This window comes from Streptomyces sp. B21-083, from assembly GCF_036898825.1.
Classification (GTDB): domain Bacteria; phylum Actinomycetota; class Actinomycetes; order Streptomycetales; family Streptomycetaceae; genus Streptomyces.
In genome coordinates this window covers 4265243-4287832 of sequence record NZ_JARUND010000001.1, presented here as the reverse complement: position 1 = coordinate 4287832, position 22590 = coordinate 4265243, and the positions used below count along the sequence as shown (strand labels likewise).

Annotated in this window: 24 protein-coding genes and 1 pseudogene; 6 read left to right on the top strand and 19 right to left on the bottom strand. The window is 68.2% G+C overall.

Annotation, left to right across the window (positions count from 1 at the left end; genetic code table 11):
• Positions 1 to 180: 180 nt before the first annotated feature.
• Positions 181 to 465 (bottom strand): hypothetical protein, encoded by a 285-nt coding sequence (locus tag QA861_RS19105; protein WP_334589538.1) that lies wholly within the window; start codon positions 463 to 465, stop codon positions 181 to 183.
• 110 nt (positions 466 to 575) lie between these two features.
• Between QA861_RS19105 and QA861_RS19100 the strand changes: the two genes are divergently transcribed.
• Both QA861_RS19100 and QA861_RS19095 read left to right on the top strand, forming a co-directional pair.
• Positions 576 to 722: a hypothetical protein gene (locus tag QA861_RS19100; protein ID WP_334589537.1), complete on the top strand. Its 147-nt coding sequence runs from the start codon at positions 576 to 578 to the stop codon at positions 720 to 722.
• 101 nt (positions 723 to 823) lie between these two features.
• Positions 824 to 2095 (top strand): MFS transporter, encoded by a 1272-nt coding sequence (locus QA861_RS19095; RefSeq protein ID WP_334589536.1) that lies wholly within the window; start codon positions 824 to 826, stop codon positions 2093 to 2095.
• Positions 2096 to 2238: 143 nt separating this feature from the next.
• Here the strand turns inward: QA861_RS19095 and QA861_RS19090 are convergent, their stop codons facing one another.
• The 9 genes from QA861_RS19090 to QA861_RS19050 all read right to left on the bottom strand — a co-directional run bounded on the left by QA861_RS19090 (position 2239) and on the right by QA861_RS19050 (position 9156).
• Positions 2239 to 3102, bottom strand: a complete 864-nt coding sequence (locus tag QA861_RS19090) for a hypothetical protein (protein ID WP_334589535.1) — start codon at positions 3100 to 3102, stop codon at positions 2239 to 2241.
• Positions 3103 to 3265: 163 nt separating this feature from the next.
• Positions 3266 to 3847, bottom strand: a complete 582-nt coding sequence (locus QA861_RS19085) for a hypothetical protein (RefSeq protein ID WP_334589534.1) — start codon at positions 3845 to 3847, stop codon at positions 3266 to 3268.
• The gene (locus QA861_RS19080) at positions 3831 to 4328 is read right to left on the bottom strand and encodes an RNA polymerase sigma factor (protein ID WP_334589533.1); all 498 of its coding nucleotides are present in this window, start codon (positions 4326 to 4328) and stop codon (positions 3831 to 3833) included. Before QA861_RS19080 ends, QA861_RS19085 begins: the two co-directional genes overlap by 17 nt.
• A 104-nt stretch (positions 4329 to 4432) precedes the next feature.
• Positions 4433 to 5098 carry a class F sortase gene (locus QA861_RS19075; RefSeq protein ID WP_334589532.1) on the bottom strand — a complete coding sequence of 222 codons (666 nt, stop codon included), beginning with the start codon at positions 5096 to 5098 and terminating at the stop codon, positions 4433 to 4435.
• Positions 5095 to 5487: a sortase-dependent protein gene (locus tag QA861_RS19070; protein WP_334590621.1), complete on the bottom strand. Its 393-nt coding sequence runs from the start codon at positions 5485 to 5487 to the stop codon at positions 5095 to 5097. The genes QA861_RS19075 and QA861_RS19070 overlap by 4 nt, the downstream gene beginning before the upstream one ends.
• Before the next feature lie 182 nt (positions 5488 to 5669).
• Positions 5670 to 6629 (bottom strand): alpha/beta fold hydrolase, encoded by a 960-nt coding sequence (locus QA861_RS19065; protein ID WP_334590620.1) that lies wholly within the window; start codon positions 6627 to 6629, stop codon positions 5670 to 5672.
• A gap of 143 nt (positions 6630 to 6772) precedes the next feature.
• Complete coding sequence (locus QA861_RS19060) at positions 6773 to 7555, bottom strand: enoyl-CoA hydratase/isomerase family protein (protein ID WP_334589531.1); 783 nt, start codon at positions 7553 to 7555, stop codon at positions 6773 to 6775.
• Complete coding sequence (locus tag QA861_RS19055) at positions 7552 to 7968, bottom strand: Zn-ribbon domain-containing OB-fold protein (RefSeq protein WP_334589530.1); 417 nt, start codon at positions 7966 to 7968, stop codon at positions 7552 to 7554. Before QA861_RS19055 ends, QA861_RS19060 begins: the two co-directional genes overlap by 4 nt.
• Positions 7969 to 7971: 3 nt before the next feature.
• Positions 7972 to 9156, bottom strand: a complete 1185-nt coding sequence (locus QA861_RS19050) for a lipid-transfer protein (RefSeq protein ID WP_334589529.1) — start codon at positions 9154 to 9156, stop codon at positions 7972 to 7974.
• 110 nt (positions 9157 to 9266) lie between these two features.
• On the opposite strand from QA861_RS19050, the gene QA861_RS19045 reads away from it, so the two are divergent.
• Together QA861_RS19045 and QA861_RS19040 are read left to right on the top strand one after the other, a co-directional pair.
• A complete protein-coding gene (locus QA861_RS19045; protein ID WP_334589528.1) occupies positions 9267 to 10871 on the top strand; it encodes a FadD3 family acyl-CoA ligase in 1605 nt (534 codons plus the stop codon).
• Positions 10872 to 11127: 256 nt separating this feature from the next.
• Positions 11128 to 11433, top strand: a pseudogene (locus tag QA861_RS19040) (ATP-binding protein); the annotation flags it as partial.
• Here QA861_RS19040 and QA861_RS19035 read toward each other — a convergent pair.
• On the bottom strand, positions 11430 to 11615 hold the full coding sequence (locus QA861_RS19035) for a DUF1737 domain-containing protein (protein WP_334589527.1): 186 nt from the start codon (positions 11613 to 11615) through the stop codon (positions 11430 to 11432). The pseudogene QA861_RS19040 and the gene QA861_RS19035 sit on opposite strands and share 4 nt — an antisense overlap.
• Positions 11616 to 11764: 149 nt before the next feature.
• Between QA861_RS19035 and QA861_RS19030 the strand changes: the two genes are divergently transcribed.
• Positions 11765 to 12394, top strand: a complete 630-nt coding sequence (locus tag QA861_RS19030) for a hypothetical protein (RefSeq protein ID WP_334589526.1) — start codon at positions 11765 to 11767, stop codon at positions 12392 to 12394.
• 314 nt (positions 12395 to 12708) lie between these two features.
• Here QA861_RS19030 and QA861_RS19025 read toward each other — a convergent pair whose 3' ends face one another.
• The 4 genes from QA861_RS19025 to QA861_RS19010 all read right to left on the bottom strand — a co-directional run bounded on the left by QA861_RS19025 (position 12709) and on the right by QA861_RS19010 (position 16279).
• Positions 12709 to 13311 (bottom strand): TetR/AcrR family transcriptional regulator, encoded by a 603-nt coding sequence (locus tag QA861_RS19025; RefSeq protein ID WP_334589525.1) that lies wholly within the window; start codon positions 13309 to 13311, stop codon positions 12709 to 12711.
• 166 nt (positions 13312 to 13477) lie between these two features.
• Positions 13478 to 14284 (bottom strand): strictosidine synthase, encoded by an 807-nt coding sequence (locus tag QA861_RS19020; protein WP_334589524.1) that lies wholly within the window; start codon positions 14282 to 14284, stop codon positions 13478 to 13480.
• A 53-nt stretch (positions 14285 to 14337) separates the two neighbouring features.
• Positions 14338 to 15204, bottom strand: a complete 867-nt coding sequence (locus tag QA861_RS19015; RefSeq protein ID WP_334589523.1) for an alpha/beta fold hydrolase — start codon at positions 15202 to 15204, stop codon at positions 14338 to 14340.
• Positions 15205 to 15280: 76 nt separating this feature from the next.
• Positions 15281 to 16279, bottom strand: coding sequence for an NADP-dependent oxidoreductase (locus QA861_RS19010; protein WP_334589522.1), 999 nt, complete (start codon positions 16277 to 16279; stop codon positions 15281 to 15283).
• 147 nt (positions 16280 to 16426) lie between these two features.
• On the opposite strand from QA861_RS19010, the gene QA861_RS19005 reads away from it, so the two are divergent.
• Positions 16427 to 17056, top strand: coding sequence for a TetR/AcrR family transcriptional regulator (locus QA861_RS19005; protein WP_334589521.1), 630 nt, complete (start codon positions 16427 to 16429; stop codon positions 17054 to 17056).
• A 245-nt stretch (positions 17057 to 17301) separates the two neighbouring features.
• Here the strand turns inward: QA861_RS19005 and QA861_RS19000 are convergent, their stop codons facing one another.
• The 4 genes from QA861_RS19000 to QA861_RS18985 are packed head-to-tail and all read right to left on the bottom strand — an operon-like array spanning position 17302 to position 22152.
• Positions 17302 to 18414, bottom strand: a complete 1113-nt coding sequence (locus tag QA861_RS19000; RefSeq protein ID WP_334589520.1) for a class I SAM-dependent methyltransferase — start codon at positions 18412 to 18414, stop codon at positions 17302 to 17304.
• Complete coding sequence (locus QA861_RS18995; protein WP_334589519.1) at positions 18411 to 19748, bottom strand: tetratricopeptide repeat protein; 1338 nt, start codon at positions 19746 to 19748, stop codon at positions 18411 to 18413. The genes QA861_RS19000 and QA861_RS18995 overlap by 4 nt, the downstream gene beginning before the upstream one ends.
• Complete coding sequence (locus QA861_RS18990; protein ID WP_334589518.1) at positions 19745 to 20893, bottom strand: MFS transporter; 1149 nt, start codon at positions 20891 to 20893, stop codon at positions 19745 to 19747. Before QA861_RS18990 ends, QA861_RS18995 begins: the two co-directional genes overlap by 4 nt.
• The gene (locus QA861_RS18985; protein ID WP_334589517.1) at positions 20890 to 22152 is read right to left on the bottom strand and encodes an ATP-grasp domain-containing protein; all 1263 of its coding nucleotides are present in this window, start codon (positions 22150 to 22152) and stop codon (positions 20890 to 20892) included. The genes QA861_RS18990 and QA861_RS18985 overlap by 4 nt, the downstream gene beginning before the upstream one ends.
• Positions 22153 to 22590: the final 438 nt, after the last annotated feature.

Below are 22590 nucleotides of genomic sequence, written 5' to 3'. Positions count from 1 at the left end.
TTTTCCGCATTGTGGGCCCCGTTCCTGATCGGTTGATCACTTGACTCCGACGTGTGATCGCTGAACACCGCAGACGGTGGTCATCCACCGTGCCGATCAATCTGACGACCGATCCAGGCGAAAAGTTGTACGGGGACAGAGACACGGACGGGGACAGGGACGACGGGCAGGCCGGTCCGGCTACGGAGCCGTCGTGCTCCTGAGCGCGGCGGCCTCCCGCCGGTGGCTGACTGGCACTGGGAGCCGTTCCAGGACGACCTGCTGGGCGGTCTTCCCGGATGTGGCACGCGCCGAGACCGAGCGGCTGGCCGCCATCCGGTGGAATCTGGTGTGGTTGCTCACGATCGTCATCACGCCGTTCACGACGAAACTGCTGACCAGCGAGGCCGACGCGTTCCAGATCCAGTTCATCGTGTACGCGGCGAACCAGGCGCTGACGGGCCTGCTCTTCCTACGGGCCTTCACGGGCCTTCACGGGCCTTCACGGGCCTTCACGGGCCTTCACGGACCTGCGCAGGGCCGGACTGCTGCGCCCACCAGCCCGGCCTGAAACCGTCTCGAACACCCTGGGCTGGGTGACCGCGATGATCGTGACGTTCCTGATCTCGATACCTGTCGCGCCGGTCACCCACTGGGCGTCCCTGTGCTGGACGCTGCTGCCCCTGGTACGGGCGTGCCTGCGGCTCGTCCGGCGCGGGCCCACGGCGCCCGCTACCCTATGAGCCGCGCACTGAGGGCGTCTTGGTCCCCCCAACACCCCACCTGAACAGTGAACTTGAGGCCGCCCTGTCATGATCACCGGAGCCACCAGGGAGCCCCCAGCATGACCGGCACCACGGAGGCCCTCAGTGGGTCGGCTGCGGTCGGCAACGCGGCACGAAGTGTCACGCGCCCGTTCTACGTATACGCCGTGCTAGCCAACACGCTGTTCCAGCGCGGTGTATTCGTCCTCTTCCTCTATGCGCGAGGCTTCTCCGTCGGGCAAGTGGCCCTGCTGCAGACACTGCTCTATCTGGTCAGCGGATTCGCGGAGTTGCCGACGGGAGTCATCGCCGACCGAATAGGCAGGCGTGCCAGCATCGTGATCGGCCAGTTGCTGATCGCCGGATGTCTGCTCGGGCAGGTGGCGTTCTCCAACTACTGGTTGTTCCTGGCGCTGTTCATCGGGCAGGGCGTGGGCATGGCATGTGTGTCCGGTTCGGACACCGCCCTGCTGTACGACCTGCTCGTACGTCGTGGAGCGACGGCCGGCTACGTCAGGATCAGGTCCCGGTTCACCATGCTCGGGACGGTCACCTCGGGAGCCGCCATCGTCCTCGGCGGCCAACTGCAGCGGATTTCCTGGGGAGTCGTCTACGTCGGTTCGGCGGCGTGTCTCGTCCTGGCCGTGGTGGTGCTGATGTCACGGGTGCCCGAGATCCGCGGCGCGGACGCGGTGGACGAGCAGGACGGAACCGGGGAGGAGCACCGTGACGCCACAGCTTGGCGGGCGATGCTTCGGATCGCCACGCCGGCGCTCGTGACACTTGTCGTGGTGTCGGGACTGATGCATGCGACGTTGACGCCGTACATCATTTTCACCCAGAAGACCCTCTCCGACCAGGGAGCGGGCACCGCACTGGTCAGCGTGGTCATATCGGCGGGATTCTTCGCCGGCGGGCTCACTCCGCTGCTGTCGGACCGCGCGGACCGGCGCATCGGGTATCGGGTCATCGTCCCGGTGTCTCTCCTGACGCTCGCCGCGGCGCTCGGCCTGAGCGGCCTCGGCGTTGTGTGGGTCACCATCGCCGCGTTCCTGGCCCTGGTCGGGATTCCCGAGATCACCGCCGTGATCGTGGACAACGTGTTCAACGAGGCGGTGCCGTCGCGCTACCGGGCGAGCCTGCTGTCGATGATCGCATTCGTGGAGTCGGCGCTCATCGGCATCGGCTATCTCGTCCTCGGCGTGCTCATGGACAGACTGGGCTCCAGTGTGGGCATGGCCACCTACGCCGCGGTCCCCCTGCTGGCATGTCTCCTGTGGCTCCCGGTGCTCTTCCGAGGGGCACGGGTGACCACCGAGACCGAGGAGCCCGCCGACCGAAAGGCATCCTGAAAGAGGGGAGCCCCAGCGGGCGGCGATCATGTGGACCGGTGTCGCGTGCCGGGCAGGGTTGCCCTGGCGAGTCCGGCGCCGGAGTGCCGTCATGGACAGCGGACCGGCGCCAGTTCCCGCGAGACGGGTGAAGGCCGGGAGTGCTACCGGACGTCGACGAAGTCCGCCGCCGATGTCGAGGCGGCCGTGCTGAGGTTGGTTGCGAAGGTGAAGCGGTAGTAGCCGTCGGCTGTGGCCTTGACGGTGGTTTTGAGGGTGCCGCCGGTGGTGCTGGTGATCGTCTTGAGGGTGGTGTAGGTGTTGCTGCCCTTCTTGCGGTACTGCAGCAGCACCTTCTGGCCCGGGAAGCTGGCGTATGTGCCGTCGTTCCAGTTGGCGCGCTTCAGCTTGCCGGAGACGGTGATGTTCTTGTTCTTCGTCACCGGCTCCGGGGTGGCGTCCAGGGTCAGCTGGGACACCTTCTTGATCTTGGTGGTGGCGACGTTGTCGTTGTAACTGGCGTTCGCGTAGAGGTCGTAGCCGCCCAGGAAGAGTTTCCAGACCCCGGCGACGCCGTTCTGCTTCAGGTCCGAAGCGGTGTTGACGTGGAAGACGGCGGTGCATCTGTAGGTACCGGTCTGGGTGGTCGACTCCGTGCACGCGGGGTCGTCGTCCGTGCCCAGGGAACCGGTGATGGTGTCCGTGCTGGAGCTGTCGGTGCCCTGCCACAGGAAGGCCTGCGTGAGCGCGACGCCGCTGTCGCTGGTGGCGGTGTACGTGACGGTGACGGCCTTCTTGGTCGTGGTGCCGAGGACGATGTCCTTGCCGCCGTTGATGACCGCGTTCGTGAACTTCATGCTGCCCAGCGAGTCCTTCGGATGAACGGCCCGCTGGGCGAAGGAAGCGAAGGAACTGGGCTTCGCCGAGGTGGCCGTACGCTCCGACGCCTGGGCGGCGGTTGCCGGAAGAGCGAGCGCGGACAGGACGACGGCACCGGAAAGCACGGTGGCCGCGACGTGGTTACGCATACGAATCCCCCCATGGGAACGCCAGAGGCCTGCCCAAGTCTGCTCCCGGCCAGGCCCGTTGATGTTCATATCGTACGAACCCGACGCAGCGTTCATGAAGATCCCGCGTGCAATAAGTGGGTAACGGGATCAAGGCGGACCTACTGCCTGTGCCCCGGCGTTGTTACGGCGCCACACTCGAGTCGGGTGTCGCCACAGGGTCGGCCTCGCTTGGCGTCGGCTCAAAGGCTCCCGTCGTCGCGTCCGTCGAAGGGGCCGGAGTGGGCACCGGCGCATGGTCTCTGGCCGGGTCGGCTCCCTCGGCGGGCGTCTGGCTCGGGGCGGCGGACGCCCCGGAGGGGACTTCGTCGGGGACGGCGGGGTCGCTGGTGGCGGGTTCGGACGGTTGCGGTGTGGCCGGTGACGATGTCGGCGAGCGGTCGACGGGGGGTGTCACCGGGATGCTCGCGGGGGGCGGGGCCTGGGGGAGCGTCGGGGCGCGGGGGCTCTGCGCTGTCGTCAGGTTGAGAGGGAGGACGATGAGGGCGGCGATGGTGCAGGCCACGCCCACTCCGGCCGCCACGCGGGTCCGGCGACGGCGGGTCGCGGTGCGGCGGATCTCCTCGTAGCGGCCCGGGGGAGCGCCCAGGTAGGAGGGTGCGGCGGACGCGGGCCCGAGGAGGATCAGCAGCGGGTCGTCGGGGTCGTGGTCCGCGGTGGTGGGGTCGAATTCCGGGTCTTCGTCGTCGTCAAAGCGTGTGGTCAAGACTTTTCCTCAGGTGGGCACGGAGTTGTTCACGGGCCGCGTGGAGGTCGGCCTTGATGGTTCCTTCCTTGCGTCCGGTCAGCGCGGACACTTCCCGGATGGGCATGTCAGCGTAGTAGTGGAGGAGGATCGGCACCCGCAGTCGTTCCGGCAACGACTGGACGAGGAGACGTACGGACGGGTCCGACGCCTCCGTGTGGGTGCGCAGAGCCGCTTCCGTGGTCACGTGCCGCATGGCCCTTCGTTCGCGCTCCATTTTGCGCCAGTGGTCCCGGACGATGTTCGCCGCTGTCACATAGAGGAAGCCGCGCGGCTCCTCCACCGACGTCCAGCGGGCCCACAGACGCGTGAACGCCTCCGAGGCGATCTCGTGGGCCGTCTCGTCGTCGTCGACGAGACGGCGGCACCAGCCGGCCAGGCGCGGGTAGAGGGCGGCGAACAGCTCGGACGCTGCCGCCGCTTTCTCGCGGGACCGTTTCAACGCTCTCCATGGGCCTGTTGCCACCGGCGTGGCACTTGTGGGGGAGGACGGCGGGCCGACAGCGTACGTTCCGGCGGCCCGCCGTCCTTTGTGTTCCAGTGTGCTCAACGGTTCGTGGACGACGTCAGCGCGGCGAAGACGATCACGTTGTCGAGGTAGCCGTCCTCGTCCTTGGGGCCACCGCACGTGATGAGCCGCAGCTCGGGCCGGCTCACGTTCCCGTAGACGTCGTTCGTCGGGAAGTTCGCCTTGGCCACCGTCCGCACGGAGGTGACCGTGAACTCAGTCTCCGTGCCGTTCTCCAGACGCGCCACGATCTTCTCGCCCCGGCGCAGCCGCGACAGGTCGTGGAAGACGCCGTCCCCGTAGGCGCCGACCGTGACATGGCCGAGGATCACCGACGGGCCGGTCTGGCCGGGCGTCGGTGAGTGCTCGTACCAGCCGGCCTGGTCGTGGTCGCTGATCGGAGGAACCTGCACGGTTCCGTCGGACGCCAGCCCCAGCCGCATGACCGGGGTGTCGACCCCGATGGCGGGGACGCTGAGCCGGACAGGGGCCGAACGGCCCACCGCCCGGCCGGACTTCGCGGACTGCGCGGAATTCGCGGCGGTGTGCTTGCCGGCGGCCGGCTGCGACGCGGCGGCGTCGGGATTCGCGGTCCCCGTCGTCCGTACGCCCCCGGCGTCGGAGGAACAGCCGGCCGCGAACAGCAGCGAGGCCGCGGCAGCCGTGGCCCCCGTGCCGAACGCGCGCCTGGAGAGCACGGTCACGCGCCGGTCGCCCGCCGACGGCGTACGACGATCACCGCGGCGCCGGCCACGGCGAACGCGGCGGCAGCGCCTCCGCCGATCAGCGCCCCCGACGTTCCGGAGTCCGTCGACGTCTCCGTAACGCCGGTGTTGGGCGCGCCGTTCGGAACCTCGGCGACCTGGGACGGGGAGGAGTTGGGGTCGGTGGTGGGGGCCTCGCTGGGCGCCTCGCTGGCTCCCTCGGCCTGTGTCGGGGTCTGGGTCGGTGCGGTGCTCGGCGCGGGGGTGGCCTCGGTCGGCGCGGTGGAGGGGACCGGGGTCGGGCTCGTGCCGTCGGCGAACGCGGGTGCGGTGCCCGCCAGTACGGCGGTGGCCGCGAGTGCCACGGCGCTGAGGACGGTACGGCGCACGGTACGGCGCATGGAATCGCTCTCTTTCGTCGGTCCGCCCGGAAGTGGCCCGGCCCGGTGGTCGGGCCGGCCGGGCGGCTGAGTGACGGAACATGCGGAGAGACGAGCCGGCGGAGGAGTCGGTTGTAAAGGAATGGCAAAGTCGTTGGGGAGTGGGTAACTGGGGTGCGGAGCAGGGCTGTTCAGCTGCCGGAGTCCCGCAACTCGGTCAGGAAGGGGATCAGTGCCGCGTTGACCTCGTTCGGCCGTTCCTGCTGCGTCCAGTGGCCGCAGCCCTCCAGCAGGATCGGGGCGCGCCGCAGGTTCGGCATCAACTCCGGCAACCGCTCGATGAGTTGGGGCGTGCCCGGAAACGCCGGCACCAAGTCCCGGTCGCCGTACACGTACAGCGCGGGCGGACTGACCACCGCCCCGTGCCAGGCCGACGTCAGCTCCCAGTTGCGGTCGATGTTGCGGTACCAGTTGAGGGCGCCGGTGAAGCTGCCCGCGAAGCTCTCGGTGAGGGAGTCGAGGTCCGTCTCGGTGAGCCAGGCCGGGAGCTTCTCCGGGTCGGGCATGGTGTCCAACCAGCCCTGGCCGGGCTCGATCAGCGGCTGCCTGCCCGTGCCCGACTCGGGGTTGTCGCCGGAGAAGGCGTACAGCATCCTGCGCAGGGTGGTGCGCGGGTCGCGGGCCAGCTCGGCGTCGGCCGCCGCCGAGCGGTTGATGTAGTTCCAGTAGAAACGGCCGCCGAACATCGCCTCCATCACGCCCAGGGGCCGGTGGTCTCCCCGGAACGGCGGCGGCACGCTCAGGCTTGCCACCCCGCGCACGACGTCCGGGCGCAGCAGCGCGGTGTGCCAGGCCACCGGCGCGCCCCAGTCGTGGCCGACGACGTACGCCGTCTCCTCGCCGAGTGCCCGGATCAGCCCGACCACGTCCCCGACCAGGTGCAGGATGCTGTACGAGGACACGTCCTCGGGGCGTTCGCTCTCGCCGTATCCGCGCTGGTCGGGTGCGACGACCCGGAAACCGGCGGCGGCCAGCGGGCCGAACTGGTGGCGCCAGGAGTGCCAGGACTCGGGGAAGCCGTGCAGCAGCACGACGAGCGGCCCCTCGCCCGCCTCCGCGATGTGCAGCCGGACGCCGTTCACCTCGACCATGCGGTGCGCGACGACCGGGCGGTTCTCGGCCTCAGCCACGTACGCGACCCCCGCCCCGTTTCCGGCCTTCGCCCCGGTCTCGACCCCTGCGCGATGCTCATCCACTGTGCGGTGCTCATCCATGACGCAAAGGATATGCGTTGCTATCGCAATCGAAAATCCCGGGTCCTGGCCGCGAACAGCTCCGCCTGCCGGCCGCCCGGGAGGTTACCGAGCCTGACCAGGTGCGGGGCGAACGCGAGGGCGTGTGCGCGGGCCGCCTCCTTCGCCGCCCACACCGCGCGTACCGTGCCCTGCACCCCCTCCGGCGGATACGACGCGATGACCCGGGCGTGCTCAACGGAGGCAGCCAACGACCCACCGGGTGCGCTGACTTCACTCACCAGCCCGATCTCGTACGCCCGCGCCGCCGACACCCGCTCCGCCGTCCCCATCAGCGCCATGCGCGCGATCTCCCCGTACGGCATCCGCTGCGCCATGCCCATCGTCTCGTACGCGCTGACCATGCCGTACGTGGTGTGCGGGTCGAAGAAGGTCGCGCTCGGGTCGGCGACGAGGAACTCCGACTCCGCGAGGAGATAGAAGGCGCCGCCGCACGCCATACCGTTCACCGCGGCGATCACCGGCTTCCAGAGGTCGTTCGCCTTCGGGCCGATCCTCTCCAGCGGATCGTCCACCATGTAGGGCGAGTCGGGCTGGGGAACGGTCGCGGTCCGGTCGAGGCCGGTACAGAAGGCGCGCGGCCCGGCCCCCGTGAGCACGATGGTCCGTACGGTGTCGTCGAAGCGCAACTCCCGCCAGGTGGCCGCCAGTTCGGAGGCGGTGGCGAGGTCGAGGGCGTTGAGTCGCTCCGGCCGGTCGAGGGTGACGACGGCGACCCCCGTCTCCTTGTCGGTCGCGACGCGCAGGCTCGGATCCACGCTCACGGGCGCTCCAGGATCCACTGTGGAAGCCCGGTCGAGGAGAAGACGACCTGCACCCGAGCGCCGATGCGAATCCGGTCGGGGGAAAGGGAGTTGAGGGGGGCGTCGGGGCCGGTGACCAGGTTGCCGACCAGCCGGATGCGCGGTGCGTCGGCCAGCTCGACGACGATCACGTTGTACGGGGCCAGCTCGGCGTAGTCCGGGAGGAGCGGGGGGTGCGGGACGACGTACGACCAGACGCGTCCGCGTCCGCTGACCTGGCGCCACTCGCTCGCGAAGGACTGGCAGTGCGGGCAGCAGGGGCGGGGCGGGAAGCGGGGTTCGTCGCAGTCGGCGCAGGTCTGGACGCGGAGTTCGCCCCGGGCCGCGTGCTCCCAGAAGGGGGCGCCGTCTTCGTCGACTACAGGGGTCAGCATCTCTCAACTCCTCAGGAGAAGGGCGGAGGTGGGCACACCCTCACCGGCGGTGACCAGGCAGGTCGAGGCTCCCGGGACCTGGGCGGTGCTGGTGCCGCGCAGTTGTCGTACGCCCTCGGTGATGAGGTTGAAGCCATGGACGTACGCCTCGCTGAGACCGCCGCCGCCGGTGTTGATCGGCAGCCGGCCGCCGCTCTCCAGGGCGCCCCCCTCGGTGAAGGCGCCGCCCTCACCGCGTCCGCAGAAGCCGTAGCCCTCCAGGGAGAGGGGGATGAGGGCGGTGAACGCGTCGTAGATCTGGGCGACATGGACGTCGTCCGGGGTGAAGTCGGCGTGTTTCCAGAGGTGTCGGGCGGCTGTCCAGGCTGGGCCGGTCAGCGGGTCGTCGTTCCAGTAGTTGACCATGCCGTGATGCTGGGCGGGCAGGCCCTGGGCGGCGGAGTGGATGTAGACGGGGGCGCGCCGGCAGTCACGCGCACGCTCGGCGGACACCACGACACAGGCCAACGCGCCGTCCGTCTCAAGGCAGTTGTCGAAGAGGCAGAGGGGTTCGCTGATCCAGCGGGAGGTCATGTACATCTCGCGGGTGAGCGGACGGTCGTACATGATCGCGGCAGGGTTCTGGTTCGCCCGGTTGCGGCAGGCGAGGGCGACGTTGAAGAGGTGGTCGCGGGTCGTGCCGTACTCGTGCATGTGGCGGCGCGTGAGCATCGCGATCTCGTCGGAGGGGCGCAGAAGCCCGAAGGGGCGCGTCCACTGGGCGGGGGTGGGGAGTTGGGCGCTGGTGTTTCGCCACGGCCGGGGCCCGGAACCCCGCTTCCGTGACCTCCAGGCGACGCCGACCGTGGCCTGCCCGGTGGCTATCGCGGCGGCGAGATGGGCGACGGTGGCGCAGGAACCGCCGCCGCCGTAGCCGACCTTGGAGAAGAAGGTGAGGTCACCGAGACCGAGCGCCTTGGCGACCTCGACCTCGTCGGTCTCCTCCATCGTGTAGGAGGCGAGGGCGTCGACCTCGGTGGGGGCGATGCCCGCGTCGTCGAGTGCGGCGAGGATCGCACGGCATGCCAACGTCCGTTCGTCCTCGGGGAGTTGGCGGGCGAACTCGGTCTGTCCGATCCCGGCGATCGCGGTGGCGTCCTTGATGCCGGCGACGCTCCCGATCCCGGCCGTAACTGGTGCGACTGCCATGACTGCACACACCTCCGCACGCGTGCCCCGCTGCTGACAGGGCGTCAGGTTACAGCTAATCTGACGGACAGTCAGCTCTTGTGCGGTGAGGTGTTGCGGGGAGGCACGCGGTGCGCGGTGACGTGGAGTGGGACAGCATTCCGAGGCTGGTCCGGGCGGCGGCGGAGCGGTACGGCGACACCGAGGCGGTCGTGGACGGACGTAACCGCGTCTCGTACACGGAGTTGGGCGCGCGGGTGGAGCGCGCGGCGGCGGCCTGCGTCGCGAGCGGGGTGACGGCCGGTGACCGGGTGGCGATCTGGGCGCCCAACTCCCTCGACTGGATGGTGTCCGCGCTGGGCGCGGTCTCGGCGGGCGCGGTGCTCGTACCGCTGAACACGCGCTTCAAGGGCGCGGAGGCGGCGTACGTACTGGCGCGCAGCCGGGCGAGGTTGCTGTTCGTGACGGGAACGTTCCTGGGCACGTCGTACGTGGCCTCGCTGCGGAGGGCGGCGGGGAGCGGTGACGGTGACGGGCCCCTGCCCGGGCTTCCGGCGCTGACGGACGTGGTGGTGCTGGGGGAGGACGCGCCGGCCGAGTTCCGTACGTGGAAGGACTTTCTGGCGGCCGGGGACGGGGTGGACGCGCGGACCGTCCGGGCGCGGGCGGAGGCGGTGGAGGGCTCCGACGCCTCGGACATCGTCTTCACCTCGGGCACGACGGGCCGGCCGAAGGGGGCAGTGATCACGCACGCGCAGTCGCTGCGGGCGTACGAGATCTGGAGCGAGTTGGCCGGGCTGCGGGAGGGCGACCGCTATCTCGTCGTGAACCCCTTCTTCCACACGTTCGGTTACAAGGCAGGGGTGTTGGCGTGCCTGATGCGGGGCGCGACCGTGATCCCGCAGCCGGTGTTCAACGTCGACACGGTGCTGGCGAACGTGGCGGCGGAGCGGGTGTCGGTCCTGCCCGGCCCGCCGACCCTGCTGCAGTCCGTCCTGGACCACCCGTCCCGGGACGCCTACGACCTGTCGACGCTGCGGCTGGTGGTGACGGGGGCGGCGGTGGTCCCGTTGCGGCTGGTGGAACGGTTGCGCACGGAGCTGGGCGTGGCCACCGTACTGACGGCGTACGGCCTGTCCGAGGCGAGCGGCATCGTCACGATGTGCCGCCGGGGCGACGCGGCACCGGTGATCGCGTCGACCTCGGGGCGGGCGATTCCGGGGACGGAGGTCCGGGTCGAGGCGCCCGTGGGGGAACCCGGGGAGGTGCTGGTGCGCGGCTTCAACGTCATGAGCGGGTACTTCGAGGACGCGGAGAGCACGGCCCAAGTCGTCACGGGGGAGGGCTGGTTGAGGACGGGTGACGTCGGAGTGCTGGACGCCGACGGCAACCTGCGGATCACCGACCGCCTCAAGGACATGTTCATCGTCGGAGGCTTCAACGCGTACCCGGCGGAGATCGAGCAGCAGCTCGGACTGCATCCCGATGTGGCGGACGTGGCGGTGATCGGCGTACCCGACGCACGACTCGGCGAGGTCGGGAAGGCGTACGTGGTGCGGCGGCCGGGGGTGAGTCTGACGGGGGACGACCTGATCGCCTGGGCCCGGCGGGAGATGGCGAACTACAAGGTGCCCAGGGCGGTCGAGTTCGTGGGCGGGCTGCCTCGGAACGCCAGTGGGAAGGTGGTCAAGGGGGAGTTGCGGCAGGCGGCGGGAGGCTGGCGGACATCGACGTAGTCGCTGACCCGGGCGCTCCTCAAGTACCGGTTCTGGGTGTCGCTGTCGAAGGCGACGGCCCAGGTGCCGTCCTGTTCGGCGAGCACCATGCCGTCGAGGTGACCGTGTCTGTCCGTGCCGAGGTCCGCGACGACGGGGTAGGCGGTGGAGCCGCGGGGCCGGAAGCCGAGGGTGGGGGAGCCGCTGCTGAGCGGCTTCCAGACGGTGCCGTCGTTGTACTGAAGGGTGCCGGCGAACCGGATCGGATGCCCCTTGCGTGGGGGAGGGGACGCCCGTTTCCGTGCGGGTGGCGTGTGTGGACGGCGCCCGTATCCGGGTCGAGGTCGGCGATCCCGACCCGCGAGCCCTTCCGGTGCTGCTCAGCGCCGCGCGAGCCGACGAGTCGGGGCGCGGACTGGCGCTGCTCGGTGCCCTCGCCGTGCGGTGGGGCGTTGAGGTGGAGATGGAGATGGAGGCCGTGGGCAAGACGGTGTGGTGCGAGGTGGCGGGTGCCGGGGTCCCGCAGGCCATGCAACGGCGGTGGGAGCACGGTGATGACCCCGGCAGCACGGCATGGCGCTAAGGCAGCGTTCGCCAGACCAGTGCCTGGGCGACGATGACGTTCTCGCCGTTGAAGGTGACGGCCGGGCCTTCGTACAGTGCGTAGCCCAGGTCGATCGCCTCGCTCACCCGGCGGCAGAAGGTGGCGTCGTCCGGGCCGGTCACGACACGGTAGATGGGCAATCCGTCCGGTGGTGTACTCATGGGAACAGGTTCTCAGCTCGTTCTTTAACTACCGATGTCTCGTCTCAGTGAAGTTTGGTCACGTCTCATCAGACATTTGAGCGAGTACTCCTGCGCACGTGAGTACGAGTACTCACGTGCAGGGGGCGGCTTGATTGCAGACTTGGCGCATGAGACGACCCCCTGCCCTGACCAGCACGGTTACCCGCTTCCCGCGCCGCTCACGGCACACGCTCGTGATGACAGCATTTGCCGCTCTGGCGCTCGCCGCCTGCGACACCGAGAAGACAAGCGCCGGCAAACTGCGAAGCGAGCCCGCTGACACCGCCAAGGCCCGGCCCGGCCTCACGGAGATACTGGACAGGATCGAGCAGTCGTGTCCCCCGAGCGCACCGCCGGAGCCGCCGCCGAGCGGTCCGGCGCTGCCACTGCCGCCTGGCGCGGTGGAGACACCGCCGGACGTCGAGCCCATCGCCCCCACCGCGGGGCCGGAAGTGGAGTTGAATGCTCGTGACTGGTGCGCGAGCAATCTCCATGAGGAGCGCATCGCCCAGGCACTCTGGGATCTGGCGGATCCCACCCCCACCAAGGTCAGGACGATCCTGAACGACCTCGGCTATGTCGACGAGCGCATTCACGACCTGAAGCAGTCGGGCGCGACCACACGGTTCTTCCTCGACCTGCGTGACAAGGGCGGACGGCTCTGCTTGGAGGGCTCGGCGGCCGGCGAGGAGACCGTCGTCGACAAGTGTGTAGCCCCCGTGTCCGGCCCGTTCACGTCAGGAAAGCGGAATCAGTGAGTACCTGCTCGGCGTGATCGGAGCGCGGTGCCACAGTCACTCAAACTTCGGCGAGACGGAGTGTGATCCGTCAGTCTTCGGTGAGATTCGCTCAAGGTCTGGTGCGGCAGGACAACCGGCCTCGAACGGGTCTCGAACTGAGTCGCTCACCTGGGGATTAGCCGGACACGGGAGCGGCCTTCGTCTGATCCTGTGCTCCGACCAAGGTGCACGTGACCACGACGAAGGCCGTGAGGGTGAGGGGGACTCGGCCTCGGTTTCACCGGGCGGACGGGCGGCGTCCATGCCCGCGACATCGCGCCCGGCCGTCGCCTTCAGCGCGGCAGCAGGAGGCCGATCTGACCCCGGATGTCCTGCACGATCTCCTCGACGCTCAAGGCGATGTTCATGTTCACCGCCATGCTGAGGAACATCACGGCCGACACGATGTGTGCCAGCGTCGAGGCATCGCCTTCTCCGATCCGTTCGTCTCGGTGCAGCACGGCGGCGATGGCCTCCTCGGCCTGCGCGACCAAGGCGAGGGCTTCGCCGTGGCGGGGCTCCTCGGGGTCGCCGAAGACCATCTCCCGTAGGTAGATGCGCCCGTTCTCGATCTGCTTGCGGTTGCATTCCACGACCGGCCGGACGATCGCCAGCACCGCGTCCAGCACATCAGGGATGGTCTCGGCGTCCGCTCGGCCGCGCTTGAGTGCTTCGGCGTAATGGGCGTTCTGCACGAGCAGGAGAAGCTCGCCCTTGGTTTTCGCGTAGAGGAACAGCGTTCCAGCGCCGATATCGGCTTTGTCGGCGATCTGTTGGGTCGTGACCTCGTTGACGCCGTGGACGGCGAACAGTTCGCTTGCGGCGGCGGTGATGCGGTCGAGCTTGTCCTGCTTGTTCCGCTCGCGCCGTCCGGCCGGCTGGGAGGCGACAGGCATGACGGTGTCCTCTGGGAATAGATAATGACTAAGCTCAGTTCTGACCGCACTCACTGCTGCGGGTTCGAATGAGCCCCGGGTCATTCTCCCATGGCGACGCGCGGGCACCCTGGTCCGAGGTACGCACCCTGACTGATCGACACATTAACGCGAAACGGCCCACACTTCACTCCTCGTAGTGCGGGAGGATGACGCCGTCCTTGACGTAGGTGAGGGTGGCGGCGATGTCGTACGCGTGGACAGCCGAGGCGAACGGTGCCAGCCGGCCGGCGAGTTCCCCGGTCACGTCGCTGCTGAAGAAGGCGTCCCGTGACGCGGTGTCGGTGAACCCGAGGACGAGCGAGGCGTGGAAGTGCTGGTCGGCGGGGTTGTCGTGAGCCACGTTCGGGGTGTCCCAGAGCTTTTCGATCCAGGGCAGGAACGTCTGCGTGCGCAGTTCCTTCAGTACGCCGGTCCCGGCGAGTGCGGGAACGAGCTGCGTCTTGACGAACTTCCGGAACTCACCGCCGCTGACCCCGTCCCGGCGGCGTAGGTAGACCAGGGCGCGAGTACCGACCTTCTCTCCCGGGCCTGCGACGTCGTACCAACGGGATGAGTTCGGCGGCCCGGCGTAGAGCAGGGTGCGGCGGAACACGTTGATCTCGTCCGCGTAGGCCAGCTGCGTCTGCTTGCGTCCGTGCAGGGGTGCGAGCGCCGACTGGAAGGTGACTTCCGCGACGCCGTCGACCTTCCGCCCGGCGGGGATCGAGGTCTCCACCCCGTCGGTCGCCGGCCACCGGCCCGGGTTGTGCTCGGCGAGGTGGATCTGCCGGTACTCCGCCAGGCCAGGGGTGGCGGAGATGATCCCCGAGTGCGGACCCTTCCAGTAGTCCAGCCCGGTCTGGCGGGGCTGGTCGGTGCGCACCCACAGCAGGATCGAGGAGGTGAGATGTTTCTTCACCCGTAGCTGCTCGGTAGACGGTGACGTGCTCATGGTGCTGCCCTTCTGTTCCTGGTCAGGAACGTGTGGTTCACGTGTCCGGGGTGTCAGCGGGCGAGGAACTCGACCGCGAGGGGGGCGAACTCCTCGTGGTACTGGAAGATGGCGCCGTGCCCGGAGTCGGGGTAGATGACCAGCTCACTGCCCTTGATGCGCTGGTGCAGGTCGTCGGAGAGGATCGAGGGCACCATGCGGTCGTTGTCGCCGTTGGCGATCAGGGTGGGATGAGTGATCTTCGACAGGTCGTCTGGGGTGCCGCGCCCCCACTTCTTGATCGCCTTCAGCTGCGTCTGGAACGCCTTGATCTTGATCTCCGCGTCGCGGTCCTCGGTGCGCTCCGCGAGGCGGTCGACGAACGCGCGGGCGGCGGGCTTACCGGCGGCGTCGCGGTTGAAGAACAGGAACTCCTTGGGGTCGGACCGGGTCACGAGGGCGCGCAGCATGTCCGCGTACGTGGTGCCGGCGACCTTGTCCATGTCCTTGCCGCCCTTCGGCCCGGTGCCGGTGAGGACGAGCTTGCGGACGAGTTCGGGGTGCTTCACCACGAGGGCCTGGGCGATCATGCCGCCGAGGGAGAAGGAGAAGACGTCGACCTTGTCGAACCCGAGCGCCGTGATGAAGGCGTAGGCGTCGTCGGCCATCGCCTCGATGCTGTCCGGCACCTGGCCCGTGGACGCCCCGACACCACGCTGGTCGAAGGTGATGACGTGACGGCCCTGCGCGACGGGGTCGATGATGCGCGGGTCCCAGTTGTCCAGGGTCGCGGCGAGGTGGACGAAGAAGACGACGGGGATGTCACCCTTCGGTCCCAGCTCGCGGTAGGCGTAGGTGACGTCACCGATGCTGATGGTGCGGGCCGGGGCCTGCGCGTACGAGGTGATGACGGGTTCGTTCCGGGTGTCGTTGTCGCTCATGATGGTTTCCCTCAGAATGGTCGACGGTCCGGGAGGACCGGGTGTGGGTTGGGTCAGCCGCCGCGGTCGCGGTGGGTCAGTTGCAGCCGGTGATGACGGTTTTTCCGCGGGTGCCGCCCTGGGACAGGGACAGCAGCGCCTGCGGGGTCTGGTCGAAGCCGAACACCTTCCCCACGACCGGGCGCAGCGCGCCCTGTTCGACGAGGGCGGTGATCTGCCGAAGCTGCTCGCCGTCGGCGCGCATGAGCAGGAACTCGTACGTCACGTCGAGCTTCTTCGCCTGCTTGCGGATCTTGCTGCTGAGACCTGCGATCACCAGGCGCAGTAGCGGGTTCAGGCCGGCCTCGCGGGCGAACGCGGGGTCCGGGGGGCCGGAGATCCCGATGGCCTTGCCGCCGGGCTTGAGCACCCGGAGGGACTTCTCGAGGTTCTCCCCGCCGAGGCTGTCCAGCACCAGGTCGTAGCCGGAGAGGAGCTGCTCGAAGTCCTGGGTGCGGTAGTCGATCACGGTGTCCGCACCGAGTTCGCGCACGAAGTCCGCGTTCGAGGCGCCGGCGGTCGTGGCCACACTCGCCCCGAGGTGCTTGGCGAGCTGGATCGCGATCGAACCGGCCCCGCCGGCCCCGGCGTGGATGAGAACCTTCTGCCCGGGCCGCACCTTTCCGCGCTCCACCAGCGCCTGCCATGCGGTGAGTGCCACCAGCGGCAGCGAGCCCGCCTCCGCCATGCTGATCGACGCCGGCTTGAGCGCCAGGTCGCCCTCCGCGACGGCGATGCGCTCGGCGAACGTACCGATACGGCTCTGGTCGGGCCGGGCGTAGACCTCGTCTCCGGGCTTGAAGCCGCGGACACCCGTTCCGACGCGGATGACAGTGCCCGCGACATCGTTGCCAAGGATGAGTGGCAGCTTGTACGGCAGGATCTGCTTGAACTCGCCGGCGCGGATCTTCTCGTCCAGCGGATTGAGCCCGGCGGCCTCCACTCGTACGAGCACGTCGTGCTCCCCCACGGTGGGTTCGGGGGCGTCCGCCTCCTGAAGCGGTTCCTTGTACTTGGTGACGACGAACGCTCGCATGGGGCGTCGCTCCTTGCTTTGTTCCTAGTTATCCAGGTTTGCGACGGATCCGCCAACGCGGCGGGATGCCGAGGTCTCGCCCCGTCCGGCTAATCCGAGTACACTCAATTATGAGTCGACTCAATATTTCTGTCAAGGGAGGTCTCCATGGGACGTGGACGTGGTCATACGCCGATCGGGCGCCGGGAGCGGGCCACGCAGGACAAGCGCGAGCGCATCATGACCGCGGCCCGCGAGCTGTTCGCCGGGCACGGCATCGGCGGGGTCACGACGCAGCAGATCGCCGACCGGGCCGATGTCGCGATCGGCACCCTGTACCGGTACGCCTCCACGAAGGCGGAGTTACTGATCATGGTGCAGAACGAGAAGTTCGCCGCCGCTGTCGACGACGGCCTCGCGGCTGCCGATGCCATCGACGGGCAGGGTGTGCTCGATCCGGTCGTCGCGCTCATCCGTCCCGTGGTGGCGTGCGTGAGGGAGCAGATCGAGAACGGCCGCACGTACCTGCAAGAGCTCGTCTTCGGCGACCCCGCCGAGCCCTACCGGCGTGCGGGCGTCGCTCTCGCCGCCCGCCTTGAGGGCGGCATCACCGGCCTGCTCACCCGCGAGGAGTGCGTCGATGCCGCCGAGGCGGCGAAGTTGGCACGCGTGATCATCGCGATCATCCACCTCAGCACCACCGCCACCATGTACCTGGACCGCAGCGACGAAGCCTTGCTCGCCGACATCCGCGACCAGATCCACGCCACCCTGGCGCCCTGCCACCCCGCCGCCTGACGACTCGGTCGCCGACTCGGTCGATGAACTGACGATGGCGATCGAAGTGACGATCGATGACGATCGAACACCATGGGTTCGACCGCTCGCGCGCGATCCTGGGTACTTTCCCTCCGACTCCTATGCGGCCACCCACCTCTCCATCGCTGCCGTGGCCCCGGGACATGAACGAAAGCGGCGGCCCTCCGGATCCCTGGGGGGAACCGGAGGGCCGCCGCTTTCGGTCCTGGCCGGTCGGGGCTGGATCAGGAAGTCGGCTTCCCGTCCGCCGGCTTCTGGAACAGGAGCATCGCCGAGGATCCGAACGCCTCGGTGTCGGTGTGCGTGCTGCTCACCAGGCTGAAGCCGTACCGGCTGATCTCCTCGGCCAGGGCGTCACCGGAGCGCTCCGAGAAGGGGAGCACCTCCAGGCCGATGTTCTTCTCGCCGTCCGCGACCCGGATCCGCCTGGAGATCACCCGGCCCGGAACCATGTCGTCGGCGACCTCCTCGTAGTCCGGAATCGAGAAGAAGCCCTTGCCCCACTCGCTCGCGCAGTGGTCCACGACGAAGTGTCCGCCCGGGCGGAGGATGTCGAAGACGCGGGAGATGTGGCTGCCTCGCTGCTCCTCGTCGACGAGCATGTGGAGGCAGCCCATGTTCATGGCGAGGTCGAAGCTGTTCTCACCGAAGCCGCGGAGGTAGATGATGTCGCGCTCCACGAACCCCGAGGCGTCCAGGTTCGCGGCGGTGGCCAGCTCACGCGCGCGAGTCAGGGCCGAGTGCGACACGTCGACCGAGACGACGTCGTGTCCCTGTGACAACAGGTACAGGGAGTCGCGTCCCTCGCCGCAGCCCAGGTCGATGATCTGCCCGGCGAAGACGTCCGGGCGCTCCCGGATCAGCTGGAGGAGCGAGGCGTTCGGCTCCCCCGACTCCCACAGTTCGGCGCCGTTCTCGTAGACGGTCCGGTAGCGGTCCTCGTAGCCGTAGTAGTAGTCGCCGATCGTGCCGACGATGCTCCGTACGTCGTCACTGGTGGGGGAGAACTCCACCGGCGAGGCCGTGACGTCCGCATCCGAGCCCAGAACCATGAGCGTGGTGTCGTCGAGCAGTCCGATCGCGAGAATGTACTGCGACTCGTCGCACTCGACCGGCTCGCCCACCCCGAAGGGCGAACAACACTCCTTCAGTGTGTCCAGGGTCAGCGCGGCTGTCTTGTCGCATATGAAGATCGCTGCTCGGCCCTGGGTCACCTTGGCGGCGAAGCCGGCTGAGCTGTCCAGCTGCCAGACCGTCTGCCGGTCGGCGAGCTTGATCTCGACCGGCTGTGTGCCCTCGGGCGCGGCTCCGTCGAGAATTCCCTGGAAGTGGCTCACTTCAGTACCCCCTGTGTGTGGTTTTCGGATGTGCGCAGAGCCGCCAGGCGGTTTTCGTACTCCTGGACTACGGGGCTCTGATGCCGGAAGATCCGGCCGAAGTCGCGGATGTGCCGCGCGACTTCGTGGTTCTGGCAGCGAAGTGCCGCCTCGATGGCGGTGAGTTCGATGACGTCGCGCTGCGCGTTGCTGCCGCCCATCGGGAACGCGTGATGGAAGGACCTGGCCAGTCGGGTCGCGGCATCCTCGTAGTCGCCGGTCGTGAAGGACCGGAAGCCGAGGAATATGTCGGTCATTTCCTCGGACATCGCCTCACCGCGGGCCCGGACCGCCTCCATGAGGGAGTCGGCACGGCCGTACTCACCGACCTGGCAGTACGTGATGTACGCGTGGAAGTCGTTGAAGAGGTACCAGCTCTCCTCCAGGTAGGGCTCCCAGTCCTGGTAGAGCGACCGCCAGTAGGCGGAGAGGTCGAGCGACGGCCTGACCAGGGCGAGACGCCACAGAAGCGTGACGGCGTCGAGGTCCTCGGCCGACCGCAGCGACGTCTTCCTGCGGATGCCGACGCGGTAACACGCCAGTACTTCCTGGAAGTTGTCGGCGTAGAGCTCGAACAACGCGTAGTGCCACCAGATGTGGATCCGCATCGGAGTCGAGCTGTCCCGGCCGCGCATGTACTCCCGGATGTAGCGGGCGCCTTCGTCGTGGCGGCCCGTCTCGTAGAGGCAGTGCACCATCGCGTGCATCGCGTAGATGTCGTCGGGGTTGTGTGCCAGGGCGATCCGGCAGCGTTCGATCGCCGCGGTGATCTGACCGTTCTCCTCAAGTGCGAACGCGTGCAGCCCGTTGAGGTAGCCGATGACCGGGTCGTCCGCCGCGAAGACCTCGATGGCCTTCGCCGTCGGCGCCGGCATGTGCGGAGCGTCGCCGAGGTAAAAGTCCAGCATGTGCACGGTGTAGATCGACACGGCATCGCCGGGATACGTGTCGACGATGCCCTGGAAGCCGTTCCGGGCGGCGACCAGGTCTCCCGCGGCCCAGGAACCGATGGCGGAGAGCATCGCCCTGGTCCGTGGCTCGACCGGGTCGGTCTCGACGAGGGAGGCGTGGATCGACGCGGCCCGCAGAGCCGCCGGCCGCTCCATGGAGGACAGCAGGTCCACGGCGAGCATCAGTTGGACTGCGACGGGCGGTGCGGACCGGAAGGACCGGCGACATCGTTCGTGGTCCAGTTTCATGGAGACGAGTTGGACGATCGCGCTCTCGACGAACGCGATGTCCGACGGTTGTTCGACCAGCTGGGGAACGCCTCGGGAATCGGTGAGCACTGTCATTCGGCCACCTCGATCGGTATGAGTCGACTGCTCTGGACCTTGCGAATTCCGTGGAACGCGAGAACAAGCAGCAGCGTCAGTGCGAACGGGGCCACCCAGATGTGGGTGGAGACGTACCGTCCGCCCGCCAGGACCGCGGCCAGCAGCACGAGGGAGGAGGCGTTGGCGTTCGCGACGATCGCACCGACCTGCCGGGGCGAGAAAGCCGACGCCGCTTCCGCGCGAAGGATCACCCGCAGGGAGCCGAAGGCGCAGCCGAGGGCGAAGATGGCGACCATCTGCGGCACCCCGAACGCCGGGACGGCGAACCAGAGCGCCATCGCGGCGGTCACGGCGACCGCGGCTCCCACCAGTACCCAGGACCCGAGGCTTTTCGTCAGGCGGTGCAGGAAGGTTCCTGCAACAGCCATTCCGATGCCGAGAAACATGTCCATGATGCCGACGGTGAGCATGCTCCTGCCGTTGGCGAGGGCCTGCAACGGCAGCATCAGGTTGAACGTTCCCAGGATGGGCCAGACGAGCATGAAGGCGAGGAGGTACAGGACGCTGAGGCTGCCCGGGCTGCTCGGCCCGGCCTCCTGCTGTGGCTGCTCCGTCGAGGCCGCCGACCGGTGCGCTCCCAGACTCATGACGGCGACAGCGGCGAACAGGACGGCGCAGACGACCACCACCCACTCGGCCCGGACCACGCGTGTGAACAGCGGTGCGAACAGTGGGCCGACCATGAGCGCGACCTGGTTGACGGTCATCGTCAGCGAGCTGTTTCTGCGCAGGACGACGCCGTCGAGCCCGGACGCCTCGTCGTTGAACCAGACTTCCCAGGTCGATTCCAGGAAGAAGAAGAAGATCCACAGAACGAAGTTCAGGGCCACCACCACGTGCACATGGTCGTAGGCGGCCGCGATCAGGAGCAGGGTCAGGGAGACCCCGGTGAGCCCCGCGGCGGTCATCCTGGCCCCGCCGGCGATCGGACTGAAGCGGATCAGCGGCGGAACGAAGACGGCGGGCACGAAGGACAGCGCCGTCGAGATGGCGAGCGCGTCATAGCCTCCCCCCTGCGAGGAAGCGATGTGCCAGTTCAGGAGCAGCAGCACCACTCCGTTGAAGAACCGGTAGAGACCGGAGTACAGCGTGTACCGCTTCACTCGCCGACCGACTCACCGCTCACGAAGATCTGGTCGGCCAGCTCGTTCGCCACGGTCACCGGCAGCGGGGTCTTCTCGCCGAACAGCTCGTCCCATTCGAGTTCTACGAGGCCCTCCCTGGTGCTCCAGTTCTTGGCGGCCTGGGAGAGATCACCCGGCTTGGCGCTGATGTTGATGCTCCGCACCTCGGGCGGCAGCGGCTTCCCGTCGAGGACGTCCAGGATCCGTCCGGGCGCGGCCTTGAGGAACGCGATCGCCGAGGTCCTGGTGGGTTCCGCGCCGGCCACGACGTCAAGGAGGTCGGCGCCGAGATACGAGCCGACGTGCAGCCGGTAGGGGTTGAGCGAGTACGCCCGCTCGACCTGGTCCATGATCCCGTCGCCGCCGGGCCGGGCGGCGACCTCGATCACCCAGGCCGTGCCGTCCGCGTCGAACTTGATCTCCACATGGGCGAGACCCCGGTCGATGCCCAGCGCCGTACAGGCGCGTACGGCGAGGTCGGTCAGAGCCGGGTCTCCCGTGCGGTGGCTCGGCACCAGGTGGGCGACCTCGGCGAACCAGGGGCGGGGGGAGAGGTACTTCTCGGTCACCGCGAGGACCTGTGCGCGGCCGGCGCCGCAGAGGACCTCGACGGACACCTCGTCGTCGGAGTCGATGAACTGCTCGACGAGGTACTTGTCGCCGAGGATGTTGAACGCCGATCCGTACTGCGCGATGACGGCCTTCGACTCCGCGAGACCCGCGACCGCCTCCTCGCGCGTGGTGGCGAGGACGACTCCGCCGCTGCCGCCGAAGTCGTACGGCTTGATGACGACGGGCAGACCGACCGACTCGACGGCGTCGAGCAACTCCTGCTCCGACTGCACGAGCCGGGAGTCGGGGGCCCGGACGCCGGCGGCCAGGAAGGCCTGCTTCATGGCGTACTTGTTCCGCGCGTTGGCCACGGTGGTCGCGTCCAGTCCGCCCAGTCCCAGGGCGCGGTTCACGGTGTTCGCCGAATCCACCGTCCAGTCGTTGAGCGGCACGACCATTCTGGGGTGCCAGCCCTGTGCGGACTGTGCGCGGATGGCACTCAGCAGGGAGTCCGAGTCCTTGGGATCGGCCGACAGCATGTTGTCGAACGTGCGATTGAGCTTGCGTACGGAATCCTCCGCAGCCGCCCAGACGGGGAGATCGACAGCCTGTTTCGCCCCCGAGAAGGCCCGTTCACGAAGATACTGGTCGGCTCCGAGCAGCAGTACATATTCTTTTTTCCCCATGGATGCACTCCCGATTTTCAAGGATCCCCCGACACGCCCATGTCCATTCCTGGTGTTGTCGCCGGGAATCGAATGAGAACATGTTAATCAATTCACGGTCGAGAGGGGTCCGCCGCGAACTTCTGCGCAGCGAAGCGCGTTTCACCTCAATCGACACGTCAACGAAATAGTTGCGTGGACCCCCCTGCCGAGAGATCGTAGCTATCGGCAGGAGTCGCACGCAAGGGATTACTTTCGGAAACCTGGCGAAAAACAGACGGCCCGCAACGCGTATGGACGCGGATCGCACCGCGTATTTCGGGCGGATCGTACCGTGTATTTCGGCAATGTAAATTCAGGCTGCGGTCGGGGAGGCCGTGAGCGGAATCGGGTGGCAATAGGGAAGCTTTGCGAGATCGTGCACGTTGTTTGGTTCGCCGCCCCCGCGAAACACCACGA

Bases quoted from the DNA above. Each gene is read 5' to 3' on its own strand.
- QA861_RS19095 (WP_334589536.1), top strand. From the start codon at position 824: ATGACCGGCACCACGGAGGCCCTCAGTGGGTCGGCTGCGGTCGGCAAC.
- QA861_RS19090 (WP_334589535.1), bottom strand. From the start codon at position 3,102: ATGCGTAACCACGTCGCGGCCACCGTGCTTTCCGGTGCCGTCGTCCTG.
- QA861_RS19065 (WP_334590620.1), bottom strand. From the start codon at position 6,629: ATGGTCGAGGTGAACGGCGTCCGGCTGCACATCGCGGAGGCGGGCGAG.
- QA861_RS19055 (WP_334589530.1), bottom strand. From the start codon at position 7,968: ATGCTGACCCCTGTAGTCGACGAAGACGGCGCCCCCTTCTGGGAGCAC.
- QA861_RS19050 (WP_334589529.1), bottom strand. From the start codon at position 9,156: ATGGCAGTCGCACCAGTTACGGCCGGGATCGGGAGCGTCGCCGGCATC.
- QA861_RS19035 (WP_334589527.1), bottom strand. From the start codon at position 11,615: ATGAGTACACCACCGGACGGATTGCCCATCTACCGTGTCGTGACCGGC.
- QA861_RS19030 (WP_334589526.1), top strand. From the start codon at position 11,765: ATGAGACGACCCCCTGCCCTGACCAGCACGGTTACCCGCTTCCCGCGC.
- QA861_RS19025 (WP_334589525.1), bottom strand. From the start codon at position 13,311: ATGCCTGTCGCCTCCCAGCCGGCCGGACGGCGCGAGCGGAACAAGCAG.
- QA861_RS19020 (WP_334589524.1), bottom strand. From the start codon at position 14,284: ATGAGCACGTCACCGTCTACCGAGCAGCTACGGGTGAAGAAACATCTC.
- QA861_RS19015 (WP_334589523.1), bottom strand. From the start codon at position 15,204: ATGAGCGACAACGACACCCGGAACGAACCCGTCATCACCTCGTACGCG.
- QA861_RS19010 (WP_334589522.1), bottom strand. From the start codon at position 16,279: ATGCGAGCGTTCGTCGTCACCAAGTACAAGGAACCGCTTCAGGAGGCG.
- QA861_RS19005 (WP_334589521.1), top strand. From the start codon at position 16,427: ATGGGACGTGGACGTGGTCATACGCCGATCGGGCGCCGGGAGCGGGCC.
- QA861_RS18995 (WP_334589519.1), bottom strand. From the start codon at position 19,748: ATGACAGTGCTCACCGATTCCCGAGGCGTTCCCCAGCTGGTCGAACAA.
- QA861_RS18985 (WP_334589517.1), bottom strand. From the start codon at position 22,152: ATGGGGAAAAAAGAATATGTACTGCTGCTCGGAGCCGACCAGTATCTT.